Source organism: Domibacillus sp. 8LH (assembly GCF_038806185.1).
Lineage (GTDB): Bacteria > Bacillota > Bacilli > Bacillales > Domibacillaceae > Domibacillus > Domibacillus indicus_A.
Genome location: NZ_JAVJNG010000033.1, coordinates 1 through 12,519 on the forward strand (window position 1 = coordinate 1; position 12,519 = coordinate 12,519).

Sequence of the window (12,519 nt, forward strand, 5' to 3'; positions counted from 1 at the left end):
TTCGTCCTGAGCCAGGATCAAACTCTCCAAAAAGTGTTTGATTGCTCATTTGTTTCCATTAAAACACGGGGTGTTTTAATGGAAGATAAAAAATTTAAAACGTTGACGTTTATTTTGTTCAGTTTTCAAAGATCAATATCCTTCGCTGTCATTTCCGACAGCTGAATAATCATATCATGCAGCAATTTTTAAGTCAACAACTTTTTGAAAAATCTCATTTGATAACTCATCGCTTTTACTTGCTTTATGACTATCGCGTTTCACTGCGACATGAATCACATTATAACTCTTAAAAGGTTCATAAGTCAACAACAATTTTTAAATTGATTCTAGCAATATAAATTACTGCTGAGAAAGTGATTTATTTTTCATCGCTGTCTTCGCGATGGATTCATAATATAACACGTCCATATTTCTTTTTCCAATAACTTCTATTGCTGTTTTTGTTACCTCCATTTCCTCTTTACCCCACACACCATTTGTTTTTCGAATCCGTTCTGTTCAATAAAAAGAATGAAATGTCTTTTTATTGGAACACTACGAAGAGCTTTGGCTTTTTAAAGCCAAAGCTTCCGCAGCTGCACTGGGTATTCCCTGGCTGTTTAACGAAGTACTCATTCTCAACCCTCATTGCCTCTTTGCTCACAATATCTGTTTGTTTTCAATTATTCGTTACCCATGATTGAGTGATTTGGGCAAACTTTTCTGCAGCAGGAGAAAGCGCATTTCGGGTCGCAAGCCCGATGGAACGGTAGCTGTCTGTTTCTAAAGGAATTGCGCGAAGTTCCGGCAAAAGCGGATCCAGCACCATTTCAGGCAAAATACTCACGCCTAAGTGATGGGCGACCATAGACATAATCGCTCTCTCTTCCATTAATTCAAAACGAACAGCTGGCGGAATACCGTTTTCTTCAAATAAGCGCTTCACATCGTGATAACCGCCATAAGCCGGCATAATAAACGGCTCCTTTTCCAGATCCTCAAAACGGACTGAAGTATGATGATAAAGACTGCTTTCATTCGACACAATACATAATAGCCGATCTTTTTTCAGCGGGATTACATTAAACTGGTCGGAGTGTTCCATATTGATAAATCCGCAATCAATTTCTCCGCTTAACAGCCACTGTTCAATTTCAAGATAATCTCCTTCTATTAATTCTATCCGGAGATAAGGATAGCGGTTTTCCATGATTTTAAGAATATCCGGAAGCCAGTTCGCCGATACACTGGTGAACACGCCAATTTTTAATGTTCCTTTTATCAGCCCTGTTATGCCGGCTGCTTCTTGATGTACTTTTTCGTTAAAGTATAACACTTTCCGAATCGTCACCAGCATCTCTTCCCCTTCCCTGGTGAGTGTAACGCCGGATCGATTCCGATGTATTAAAGAAAAGCCAAATTCTGATTCAAGACTAGTTATCGCATGACTGACAGCTGATTGTGTTAAACCTAAAACATCTGCCGCTTTGGTAAAGCTTTTCATCTCGGCCACTTTATTTAAAATTTCATATTTTACTAAACTCATTTTCGTCTCCTTTCATTAAATTAATTCATGAAATCAATTATAAAGATTCATTTTACTAATAGGAAATCCCTTTGTATGTTAGTAAGAGAGGACCACAAAGGGGGCGACTAAAATGAGTATTCAGCTAAAAGCGACTATTATGATGATCGGAGTAAATATGTTCTGGGGCTTGTCCTATGTATTTATGAAAATGGGGCTCGGTTCGCTTGGCGCCTTTAATATTATTGCATTAAGGTGCTTAATCGCTTTTTTCATTGCCGGTATCTTGTTTCGTAAGCAGGTTGTCAACATCAATATTAAAACGCTCACGTCTTCTTTTGTTTTAGGGGTGTTATTATTTTCTGTTTTTACTTTGGTAACTTTCGGCGTCAGCATAACCTCCGCTTCTAAAGCGGGGTTTCTTTTAAGCCTTACAGTTGTTTTTGTTCCCCTGCTGCATAGCTTGCTGAAAAGAAGCCTGCCGTCGTGGACAGTAGGGACAGGTGTGATGATCACCCTTATCGGTATTGGTGTACTCACATTAAAGTCCTCTCTGACTATCCATTTAGGTGACCTTTTGTGTATCGGCTCCGCGCTTAGTTATGCGGTTCACATTCTTTTTACGGGCAGGGCAGCTAAAGAAGGAAATCCGATCACGCTCGGTATCCTTCAATTAGGCTTCGCAGGTACTATTGCTTTGGTATGCAGCATGCTGTTTGAGCAGCCTTCTTTGCCGGCTACATCCGATGCATGGATTGCGATATTAGGGCTGGGCATATTTTGCAGTGCTATCGGCTTTATATGCCAGGCTATTGCCCAACAGCATACATCCCCTACCCACACCGGACTCATTTTTGCGACCGAGCCCATTTTTGCTGCTCTGTTCGCCGTTCTTTTTTGGGGAGAAAGTTTTACATCAAGAGATTTTGCCGGGTCATCCCTCATTCTCTGTGGTATTTTATTAGCCCAGCTTGATCAAAAGAGACTCTTTAACGCAAAATTTGCACACCGCTTTTTCTATAGACAAAGCGAAACCAAGTAGCTTTCCTTGAGAAAAACCCTGATTGTTTCACGTCAGGGTTTTTCCGTTATTGGTCTAAAGGAGAAATATACTTCGATCTGCTATTTCCTCATTTTGTTATCCGCAACATAAACAATATGCAACATATATAGAAGGAGATTGGAGCCCAGTTTTTTGCCCGCTTTCTTTACCTTGTTTTGTTGGCGGCAGGATTGTTTTGTTTCCATCAGGCCTCCATGCTTACAGATAACCAAAATACATTCATTCCATTTTGCTTAACTAGTTTCCAACTAGGAATAAGCAGAAAAGTGCTCCTTTCTGTTTTCTGCGTTTATCAGCCAGGACAACGACCTTCTAACTATGTTAAAACGGGGAAAATGATAATATGATAGAACAATAAACCTGCTTCAGCTCTATATGTTGAAGCGGGTTTTCTGATAGTATTATTTTACTCGTCCGCTTCCTCGCCCGGTCTGTTTGTTTGAGTCGGAAGCGTATCCCAGAAGCTAGTATCCGCTGTTTCGATAGATCCATCTGCAATGGCTCTGACAGCCGCATCGAGCGTTGTGATCGTTTGTTTGATTAAATAGCCATTGCTTTTTTGGCCAAGTGCATAGGATTCAATAGAGTGATCAGACATGCCGCGCATTTCAAAAAGAAGCGTGGAAATATCATATCGGACGGCGGCTCCGTTTCGGCCGATATTCACACCTGAACCGCCGTTGTATTTGCCAATATGCCCCCATCCGGTTTCTTCAATAGCGTGGTACACGACAGAACCAAGTTTTTTAGAGTTCTCCAGCACTTCTGGCTTCACATCAGCATTTGTAGGATAAAGTATAGAGCCCGATACCAATTCGCCATTGGTCTCGCTTAATGTTCCTTGGTGATGCAGGTCAATCATGTAGTTAATTTTGTGCTTTTCAAACACGTTTTGGTATAAAGATTTTACTTCAATTTGCATCTCGTCAACGGCTTTAGCATGCTCACGATTTAAATCAACATTGTTCGCATTATACCGTGTTAAATGGCGATCTCCATCAGCCATATACTCATCAAGAGAGAAATTTACATCTCCCATGGCTCCATCCGCATTGAGCATGGGAATCACCAATATATTTACATGGTTTAAAACACCTTTTGTTTTGCTGGTGCCCAAGTGTTTAATAAATTCTAAAGCTCCTTCTGTAGTCAGCTGCTCATTGCCGTGCTGCTGGGTTAAAAATAAAATGGTTGGATTAGAAGGATCCGAAAGGTACTTGGCCATGTGAATATCCCGGCCTTTTACTGTCTGTCCAATGACTTCAAGCTCCATCGCTTCCTGCTTTGCGTCTTCTGTTTTTAAATACGCCGCCATGCTTTCATATGTATGCAGATTAGACGTTTGGACGGAGCCATTACCGGCGATCGGGCCATTTCCTACTGCACTGACTGGAAGAGAAACAGCCGTTACAGCCCCCCACGCCATTAAACCGGACAAAGAAACAGATAAAACTTTCTTTTTCACATTCATTTGTCATCCTCCATTCCATTTATTGTACTTCCCTATTCGACTTTATCACGTTATTTGCTTGCTTTTAATAGAGTTGGAGGACTATTCATTAGACTGTTTTCGACTCTGCGAACCATAATATGTACATACATAATTATCTTTATTTTCCATAATTATTTACTAATTCATATTTTTTGTTATTTTTATTTTCCTGTAAAAGGTAAAATTGACTAGATTCCTTGGCTAATAACCTTTAAAGGTAAAAAAATCGATAAAAAGGCAGGGCTTTTTCTGCTGATTAAAGGCGAATGATACGTAATGACAAGGAAAAAAGGTGAGGTAACAGCAATGCTATACACCTATTCAGGTCTGAGAAAGGAAAAAAAACATGTGACATGGATAAAAAAATCATTTTATGAAAATATATCACTCTTCTTTTTATAAAAATCCTCATTAAAATTAAAATCAGCTTTAAAGCTGCTTGCAGAATGTAGACAAACCCTATTCTCGAAAAGAACTTCTGCGAAAATGGGGTTTTCGTCTTTTTGTTTTAGCTTATTTAGTTGACTTCAACACAAAATCTTGATCGCTCATTCAATATTAAAAAGGACTGTCGACTCACTGGTGAATGGAAAAGCCCTCTTATACAAACGATTCCTATTGTGGTCAGAACGTTCTTTCATTATGGTTTAGGAATCTGTCCGGTAAACGTTTTAGCTTTGTTTAAACTATCAATCGGACTATCCGCTAATTGAAGAAATTGGCTGTCTTCCTTTACATTTGGAAGAAGCAGCTTTATCAAGGAAGCGAGTTGGGCTGCTTCATTAATTCTTTTTTCTCTTAATATGGCAGCCAGCCTTCTGTCTGCTTTCATTTCTTGAAGCAGCTGGTGAGGAGAAACCCCTCCTGTTTCAAAAGCATGCTGAAAATATTTAGTGATGATTTTCCGATCACTGCTCCTAATAATAAGCTTCTCAGCCAGGATAATTGCATCTTCTCCCCAATCGACCAGCTGACTCGATGTGTTCATTACTTGATTGATTTCACTCATCGAACCGATTTGTTTTAACAGCTCTCGTTTGGAACAAATGCCGTTTTTATGATGGGCTTGAATATATGAAATCATTTTCTTTTCCACATGATTATTTTTTAGGGCATGATTGGTTTGATGATTTGCTTCGCTCATAAGATCCTCTCCTTTTTCTTACCTTACCCCAAAGTCTATATACAAAAGCTGACGGTGCTGCTTCAGGCATTTTAAGGTGGCGCATTCTTTATCGGCATTTTGATCCCCATAAAGAACCACTGCTTTCTTTTCCTCGTTGAAACATTTGTTCACAGCAAAAAAGCCGGGAAGCCTGCAGAGATCGTGCTGTTCTCTGCCAGGTTTCCAAGCTTTTTTAAAAGTATTTTTGAGGTAGTGCAGGTCTGCCGTTTGCCTCCGTTATCGATTTTGCCTACTCTTTTTGCAGAAAGTTCTTTATCCGATCCACATACGGCTTTTTGTCGTAAGAAAAATATAAGTGGCTGGAAAGTTTAACGGGATCGCCAAAGAAAAACCGTTCATACAGCGTTTCGCGTGTACCAAACGAGCTCATCGTTAAATCCCAGGCCAAGCGAAATATTTTCACGCGGTCCTCCGCATTCGCAGCTTTAGCCTGCAGGTAGTGGTCTAGGTCTTTTCGGATATTAGACTGAAAGGCCTTTTCAGTTGGGAGAGTCATTAATCCGCTTGCGCCTAGCAGCTGAATGATTTCTGCAAGCCGTGGATAAATGCGCGGGAAAAAATGGACTGCAATTTGAAGAGTTGTTTGATCCGGCCGCATAAATCCCCACTCATCGATCTGTGCCTCGGCTTCTGACTTCATCACTAAAGCCTTCATCGTTTCTAAAGCGGTAATGATTTCAGACGCTTTGTCCTGAACGTGCTGATATTCTCCAATATGGATTGTTTCAATAATGGATTGAACAATCCCCAATACAAATTCTGTTTTTACAATCTGCCGGGAAGCTACTTGATGAAGTGTAAAAGGCAAAACGGAGCTGGACGGCATAAAGCTGTTAGACACTTCTATATTGTGATAGTAAAAAACACGTTCCCACGGAACCACTACATGATCAAACACTACAATCGTATCCATTTCTTCAAACCTTGAGCTAAGCGGATAGTTGAAAGCAGAGTCTCCTTCTACAAACGAGCCTCTGCAAATAAAAGTAAGACCGTCACTGTTGCTGGGGATCGAAAAAGCAAAGCTTTTGGCTTTTTCCTGAATGCCCCCTGCTGAGTAAACAACGATTTCATCGGTGATCCCGCCTTGTGTGGCCAGGAGACGCGCTCCTTTTATGATAATGCCTTCACTGTTTGTGCCTACAATTTTAGCCGCTATCGGTTCATCGGTGTTTTCAAAGTAAAACTTGCCCCGGTTCACCTGCGGATCGATAAATGTATGAGTCATCGATACATCATTTTCACGCGCATATTCATAAAACTTCAGCAAATGCTCCGGGAAACAATGCTCTTTCCCTGTCAGCCAACTGGCCGAAGAAGCAAATGCCATCAGCATCGTATTCATATAATCCGGGCTTCTGCCCATCATGCCGTTGTTTGACAATGCCCACTGCTGGATCATCGCTCGCCTTTTCATTAACTCTTCCTTTGTCTTCGGCTGTAAGTACGACATCCCTACCGGAGCCCCGCTTAACGGTGACGGATATGTCATGGTTCCTTTAAGAGAGTTCTTATGCTGCAAGTCATACAGTGCGGCCTGACTTTTCATGACCCCTTTGAATGCTGGATGTTCGGAGATTTTGCCTGTTACCGGTACTCCATCTATCCAGACACATGTGTGCAGCCGATCAATCCGTTCAATATAACCATTGCCGGTAATAGCAGCCATAGACACACCCCTACCTATTTTGTCTTTGACAGGCGGAAGCGGTTCATCACTTTCCTTAGTCAAAGCATATGGATATGTCTTCTCAATTATTACTGCTGAGAGGCTGTACGATGCACTCATAAAAGCTATTTTTAGTTCTTAATTAAACCCATATGCGGCACCTCTTTAGCAGCTATACAGTCGAGCAAACACCCTGCCCCAATTATGTATTAGCTTTAAAAATACTTCCTTTATTAAAACCTTTTTGTCGACTAGAGATGTTAACGGTGAGGCTCCTGCTTAATAAGCTCTCTTTCTGCCTTCTGAGCAATCTGTTTTATTTTGAATCGGACAAACCGAGCATCTTTTTCCTCCTGTTTTAAGCTTAACGTTTAAACAGCAGGTAGACCGAATTCTTAATGGTTTCTTCTGCCCTTCAATAGCTTCTTTTTCTTTAAAATAAGCAGCAAGCAGATTTGCCTCGTCTCCTCCAAAAAGAGAGGCCTGCTCTGGTGCCAGCAGCCACATAAAGTCTATTTTTGCTCTTTTCGATACAGCAGATAATTCTTTTTCTTCCGCTACCGTTTCATAGAGCCAAAATATATATACCGCCAAGTTTTCTCGTAGAATAGCGGAAGAAATTCCCGTTGCTTCTTTGGCAGATTCAATTACCGCGTTCATATGATAAAGCGCTTCTTCAATCCGCCCGTGTTTTTGCCTGCAGACCGCTTCATCCAGGAAAAACTTTGGCCTCCAAGCATCTAAATGGCCATCATCAACCAGCCAAATGGCCTGGGGCGAAAAGAAAAAGGGCTTGCGGAAAAACGACCAGGAAGCAAGAACCCCAACTAGTAAAAATGCATAACGCTTAATGAAAATCGAAGCGGCGACTTTTGTGTTATCTGATCCAATACGGCCGGCTTCTTTTTTTAAAAAAGCGGAAAAAGCGGCTGGTTCAAGAAAAACAGAAAGCGGTACACCTTTTTCGCTTTTTGGTTTCTCAAATAAAAAACGACTTCTCGATTCCAACAGCTCTTTTTCTTTCGCTGTCCAGTTACTTTGCATAAGAAGGTGACCTTTCCAAAATAGAACGGCCTTTTCCATACGGAATACAAAGCGGTGTACCGAAAAGAGGGTCCGTTATGATCTGGCATTCCATTTGAAAAACATGTCTTACAAGTTCACTGTTCATAATGTTTTCGGGTGCGCCCTGTGCATAAACCCCTTTATCTTTAACGGCGATAATGTGATGTGCATAGCGGCAAGCCAGGTTTAAATCATGCAGCACCATCACAATCGTCCGCTGTTCAAGCTCATTTAATTCAAACAGCAGATCCAAAATGTCAATCTGATGGGTCATATCTAAGTAAGTAGTAGGTTCATCAAGCAGAATCGTCTCGGTGTTTTGAGCAAGGGTCATGGCAATCCAGGCTCTCTGCCTTTGTCCGCCAGACAGCTCATCAACAGGGCGGTCTTGCAAGTCAAGAAGGCCGGTTGACGCCAAAGCATTTTGAATGGCGGTTTCATCTTCAGAAGACCACTGCTTCAGCCATGTTTGATGGGGATAGCGCCCCTGCTTGACTAGCTGCAGCACGGTCAGTCCCTGCGGGGCAGATGGCGACTGTGGCAGGATAGCCATTTTTTTGGCTACTTCCTTTGTCGGCATACTGGCAATCTCTTCTCCATCGAGCAGAATCGTTCCGGAAATCGGCTTTAGCAGCCTTGCTGCCGACCGAAGCAGCGTTGACTTGCCGCATCCATTGCCTCCTATTAAAACCGTAATTTCCCCTTTTGGTATCGCTAAATCAAGTTCGTCGATAATAATATTCTTCCCATATGACAATGTTAATTGCTCTGTTGTAATGCTAGTTTCAGCCATTTGTTTTCACTCCTTATAGCCGTTTTGACCGTAAAAGTAAATAAATAAAATAAGGGGCGCCAATTCCAGCCGTAAATACACCAGCAGGAACTTCTAACGGCAAGAAAAGGGTGCGGCCCACTAAATCTGCCAGTATAACTAAAATAGCACCTAATAAAGCCGAAGCAGCGAGCAAGGGACCAAACGATGAACCGACCAGCCTCCTTGCCATATGAGGAGCAATTAAACCGACAAAACCAATTCCTCCCGCGAACGCTACTGCACCGCCGACAAGCCCGGTCGCAAGTAAAATCAGCCAAAAACGCTGGCGTTCCACCTTTACTCCGGCATTTACGGCCAGCTCCTCCCCAAGCTCTTGTATATTAAGATGGCGTGCTGCCAAAAACGTAATGATCATGAGAGATACTGCATAAGGAGCCATAATGGAAACTTCTTTCCAGTTCACTCCATGAACCGTCCCTGTAATCCATATGTTAGCCTGGCTTGCCTGATGAATGGGCCCTACGATCATCATCATCGTCGTAGCTGCCTGCATTAAAGCAGATACCCCGATGCCAATGAGCACCATGCGGACGGGTGAAACACCGTTTTTCCAGGACAATACGTAAACGAGTAGAGCGGCCAGCGCAGCCCCTACAAAAGCAGCCAGCGGCAGCCACTGTATACTGACCGTTAAGGCATTGCTTTCATTGCTAAAAAGAGCCAAAAAGCTGACAACAGCTGCACTTGCCCCAGCCGTAAGACCAATAATGTCAGGAGATGCGAGTGGATTTCGCACCAGTCCCTGCAAAATAGCTCCCGCCATGGCCAACGACATTCCTGCCAGCATGGCTACAATCATTCTTGGCATTCGGAAAGAAAACACAACTAACTGATCCAGCTGTGTGCCGCCGCCTGTAAATGTTTGAAGTACGCTCATAAAGCTGAGCCTGATATCACCTAAAGCTGCACTTACTGTAAAAACGGCTAAAAGTACAAAAAATAATAAGAGAATTTTTTTTGTGGCTGCTAGATCCAGCAAAAAAGATATACGGCCTTGAGACAGCCGTGTTACTTGATATCGCTTCATTGAGCGCCAAACCCCTTTCTTGCAATGTAAATAAAGAATGGCACTCCAATCACAGCCGTCATAACACCAACCGGCACTTCCTTCGGCATGATCATATAGCGGGCGCTGATATCTGCTGCAAGCAGAAAAACAGCGCCAAGCAAGCCTGAAAAAGGCAGCAGCCAGCGATGATCGATTCCAATCCAGCTTCTTGCAATATGAGGAACCATGATTCCTACAAATCCAATGGGCCCGGCTACTGCAACTGTTCCGCCCGCAAGCAGTACAACGACCATGACAGATAAAAATTTCACAAGCACTAGGTTAAGACCAAGTCCTCTCGCGACATCATCACCCATCGCCAGAACATTCAACTTTTTGGCCAGTAAAAGAGTGAATACCCATCCAGCTGCTAAATAAGGAAAAACGGCTTGCAGCACCTCAAGCTTCCGCCCCTGCACAGAGCCAGCAAGCCAAAAGAGCACTTGTTCAAGAGCTGAATCTTCTAAAACAAGAAGCCCCTGCGTGAACGAGGAAAACATGGCCGCAATAGCCGCACCTGCCAAAGTTAGTTTCATAGGGGTCATCCCTTCTCTGCCAGCTGCACTTATGCAGAAAACAAGAACGGCGGCCAGCCCTGCCCCCGCAAAAGCAACCCAGGAAAGAGTCTGCGTTCCGTTTAAGCCAAATATTGTTATAGCAGCGACAACAAAAAAGCTCGCCCCCGCGTTGATTCCAAGAATACCTGGCGCTGCCAGCGGGTTTTTGGTCACAGTCTGCATAATAGCTCCTGCCATAGCCAGACTTGCCCCTGCCGCTCCAGCAATGAGCGCCCTTGGAAGCCGGACGTTTTGGATCACTAAGTGATCGGTTGAACCGTTAAACTGTACAAATGCCTGATAGGCTTCTTTCCAGGAAGTATTTGTATAGCCGTATACAATACTTAACAGCATACATAGCGCTGCAGCTAACATACCACCTAGTAAAAGTAATAGATTTTTTGTTACATTCTCCATCCTCGTATCCTTCCCGTCGCCCATAAATAACTTTTAAAAGCGATTCCAGTGATATTGTAAAGAAAAACAAGCCTTACCGTCAATGACTTTGAAAATCATTATCATTTACTATTGACTTAAGGGTGAGATGCCATTACTATAAACGTTGTAAATGGTAATGAAAATCATTTTCAAAGATTTTTTATAGGGGGATACATACGTATGAAGTGGAACAAATCTATTTTATCTTTGCTTTCGGTTCTATTGCTGCTCATCTTAGCAGCTTGTGGAAACAAAGAAGAAAAAACAGCGGGCGCTGAAGGAGAAAAAGAAGCACCGGCTGAAGAATCTTATACGATTGAACATGCAATGGGGACAACGGAGATTAAAGGAACACCTGAGCGAGTCGTGATCTTGACAAATGAAGGAACAGAAGCCCTGCTTGCGCTTGGCGTTAAACCGGTTGGTGCGGTTCAATCTTACGCCGGCGACCCATGGTATGACCATATTAAAGACCAGATGGAAGGCGTAGAAGTAGTAGGACAGGAAGATCCTGTGAATGTAGAAGCGATCGCAAAGCTTCAGCCTGATTTGATTATTGGCAATAAATTGCGCCAGGAAAAAATTTATGATCAATTAAGTGCCATCGCACCGACTGTATTCTCAGAAACACTGCGCGGAGAATGGAAAGAAAATTTTGAATTATATGCAAAATCAGTGAACAAAGAAGAAGAAGGCAAAGAAGTCATTGCAGCATATGACCAGCGGATTGCAGATTTAAAAGCAGAGCTGGGCGACAAAGTGAAGAAGGAAATTTCTATGGTACGTTTCATGCCGGGTGATGTTCGTATTTATCATAAAGATTCTTTCTCCGGTGTTATTTTAGAACAGCTTGGGTTTGCCCGTCCGGCAGAACAGGACAAAGATGATTTTGCCGAGAAAAATGCAACAAAAGAGCGCATTCCAGCCATGGATGGCGATGTTCTTTTCTACTTCACATTTGAAGATGGAAGCGGCGAAGCGACAGAACTTGAGAAAGAATGGATCAACGATCCTCTTTTCAAAAATCTTCAGGCAGTAAAAACCGAAAATGTTCATAAAGTAGATGATTCGATTTGGAACACAGCAGGCGGAGTTATTGCAGCAAATAAAATGCTGGATGACCTTTCTGAAATTATGAAAAGCAAATAAGAAAACAAACACTTTTTTCTTATAATAAAATAATGCATACATGCATCTCTATGCGGGAGGAAAATCTTTTTTCTACTCATGGAACTGATCCTGTCTGAAAAACAGGCCAGTTCCATGCTCCAGCTGGAGATTTTTTTATGAATAAATGGCCTTCATCTTCTTTATTGCCTGTTCTATGTTTAATAAAAAATAAATCCGGCTAAAATATAAATAACTAAAGAGGAGGTGTACAATCATGGCTAAAGACGTTCTATGTGAGGTAAATAACTGCAAGTATTGGGCATCGGGAAATAAATGTGCAGCAGAAGCAATTTATGTTGTCAGCCATAAGGGGAAAGAAGCATCTAATAGTGAAGAAACTGATTGCAAAACGTTTGTTCCAGAGCTGTAATTCTCTTTAAGGCAACCGTAATATAGGTTGCCATCTCTTAGCCCTTCTGTTGATAATAAATATCATTTTCATCTGGAGTTTATTTTAAGAATACTCAAAAAACTTTACTTTGCCCCTCT

General features: G+C 42.1%; 11 protein-coding genes. 3 read left to right on the forward strand and 8 right to left on the reverse strand.

The annotated features are described in order from the left end of the window. Positions 1-661: 661 nt before the first annotated feature. Entirely contained in the window at positions 662-1,528 is an 867-nt protein-coding gene (locus RG959_RS21625; RefSeq protein ID WP_342798889.1) for a LysR family transcriptional regulator, read from the reverse strand. Between the two features lie 112 nt (positions 1,529-1,640). Between RG959_RS21625 and RG959_RS21630 the strand changes: the two genes are divergently transcribed. Next, positions 1,641-2,549 carry a DMT family transporter gene (locus RG959_RS21630; RefSeq protein WP_342798891.1) on the forward strand — a complete coding sequence of 303 codons (909 nt, stop codon included), beginning with the start codon at positions 1,641-1,643 and terminating at the stop codon, positions 2,547-2,549. 427 nt (positions 2,550-2,976) lie between these two features. On the opposite strand, the gene RG959_RS21635 is transcribed toward RG959_RS21630, so the two are convergent. The 7 genes from RG959_RS21635 to RG959_RS21665 form a co-directional block, all read right to left on the reverse strand. Then, positions 2,977-4,041: a M14 family zinc carboxypeptidase gene (locus RG959_RS21635; protein WP_342798892.1), complete on the reverse strand. Its 1,065-nt coding sequence runs from the start codon at positions 4,039-4,041 to the stop codon at positions 2,977-2,979. Positions 4,042-4,702: 661 nt separating this feature from the next. Continuing rightward, positions 4,703-5,206 carry a hypothetical protein gene (locus RG959_RS21640; protein WP_342798893.1) on the reverse strand — a complete coding sequence of 168 codons (504 nt, stop codon included), beginning with the start codon at positions 5,204-5,206 and terminating at the stop codon, positions 4,703-4,705. A 271-nt stretch (positions 5,207-5,477) separates the two neighbouring features. Further along, positions 5,478-6,917, reverse strand: coding sequence for a 4-hydroxyphenylacetate 3-monooxygenase, oxygenase component (gene hpaB / locus RG959_RS21645; RefSeq protein WP_342798894.1), 1,440 nt, complete (start codon positions 6,915-6,917; stop codon positions 5,478-5,480). A 279-nt stretch (positions 6,918-7,196) separates the two neighbouring features. Continuing rightward, the gene (locus RG959_RS21650) at positions 7,197-7,961 is read right to left on the reverse strand and encodes a hypothetical protein (protein WP_342798895.1); all 765 of its coding nucleotides are present in this window, start codon (positions 7,959-7,961) and stop codon (positions 7,197-7,199) included. After that, on the reverse strand, positions 7,951-8,775 hold the full coding sequence (locus RG959_RS21655; RefSeq protein WP_342798896.1) for an ABC transporter ATP-binding protein: 825 nt from the start codon (positions 8,773-8,775) through the stop codon (positions 7,951-7,953). The genes RG959_RS21650 and RG959_RS21655 overlap by 11 nt, the downstream gene beginning before the upstream one ends. 13 nt (positions 8,776-8,788) lie before the next feature. Next, entirely contained in the window at positions 8,789-9,844 is a 1,056-nt protein-coding gene (locus RG959_RS21660; protein WP_342798897.1) for a FecCD family ABC transporter permease, read from the reverse strand. Continuing rightward, positions 9,841-10,839 carry a FecCD family ABC transporter permease gene (locus tag RG959_RS21665; protein WP_342798898.1) on the reverse strand — a complete coding sequence of 333 codons (999 nt, stop codon included), beginning with the start codon at positions 10,837-10,839 and terminating at the stop codon, positions 9,841-9,843. The genes RG959_RS21660 and RG959_RS21665 overlap by 4 nt, the downstream gene beginning before the upstream one ends. A gap of 201 nt (positions 10,840-11,040) precedes the next feature. On the opposite strand from RG959_RS21665, the gene RG959_RS21670 reads away from it, so the two are divergent. Together RG959_RS21670 and RG959_RS21675 are read left to right on the forward strand one after the other, a co-directional pair. Further along, positions 11,041-12,009: an ABC transporter substrate-binding protein gene (locus tag RG959_RS21670; RefSeq protein ID WP_342798899.1), complete on the forward strand. Its 969-nt coding sequence runs from the start codon at positions 11,041-11,043 to the stop codon at positions 12,007-12,009. A gap of 235 nt (positions 12,010-12,244) precedes the next feature. Continuing rightward, positions 12,245-12,400, forward strand: a complete 156-nt coding sequence (locus RG959_RS21675) for a DUF1540 domain-containing protein (protein ID WP_251272915.1) — start codon at positions 12,245-12,247, stop codon at positions 12,398-12,400. Positions 12,401-12,519 lie beyond the last annotated feature (119 nt).

What these genes read in the sequence shown, in the direction of transcription:
- RG959_RS21625 (WP_342798889.1), bottom strand. Translation starts at nt 1,528, where the DNA reads ATGAGTTTAGTAAAATATGAAATTTTAAATAAAGTGGCCGAGATGAAA.
- RG959_RS21630 (WP_342798891.1), top strand. Translation starts at nt 1,641, where the DNA reads ATGAGTATTCAGCTAAAAGCGACTATTATGATGATCGGAGTAAATATG.
- RG959_RS21635 (WP_342798892.1), bottom strand. Translation starts at nt 4,041, where the DNA reads ATGAATGTGAAAAAGAAAGTTTTATCTGTTTCTTTGTCCGGTTTAATG.
- RG959_RS21640 (WP_342798893.1), bottom strand. Translation starts at nt 5,206, where the DNA reads ATGAGCGAAGCAAATCATCAAACCAATCATGCCCTAAAAAATAATCAT.
- hpaB (WP_342798894.1), bottom strand. Translation starts at nt 6,917, where the DNA reads ATGGCTGCTATTACCGGCAATGGTTATATTGAACGGATTGATCGGCTG.
- RG959_RS21650 (WP_342798895.1), bottom strand. Translation starts at nt 7,961, where the DNA reads ATGCAAAGTAACTGGACAGCGAAAGAAAAAGAGCTGTTGGAATCGAGA.
- RG959_RS21655 (WP_342798896.1), bottom strand. Translation starts at nt 8,775, where the DNA reads ATGGCTGAAACTAGCATTACAACAGAGCAATTAACATTGTCATATGGG.
- RG959_RS21660 (WP_342798897.1), bottom strand. Translation starts at nt 9,844, where the DNA reads ATGAAGCGATATCAAGTAACACGGCTGTCTCAAGGCCGTATATCTTTT.
- RG959_RS21665 (WP_342798898.1), bottom strand. Translation starts at nt 10,839, where the DNA reads ATGGAGAATGTAACAAAAAATCTATTACTTTTACTAGGTGGTATGTTA.
- RG959_RS21670 (WP_342798899.1), top strand. Translation starts at nt 11,041, where the DNA reads ATGAAGTGGAACAAATCTATTTTATCTTTGCTTTCGGTTCTATTGCTG.
- RG959_RS21675 (WP_251272915.1), top strand. Translation starts at nt 12,245, where the DNA reads ATGGCTAAAGACGTTCTATGTGAGGTAAATAACTGCAAGTATTGGGCA.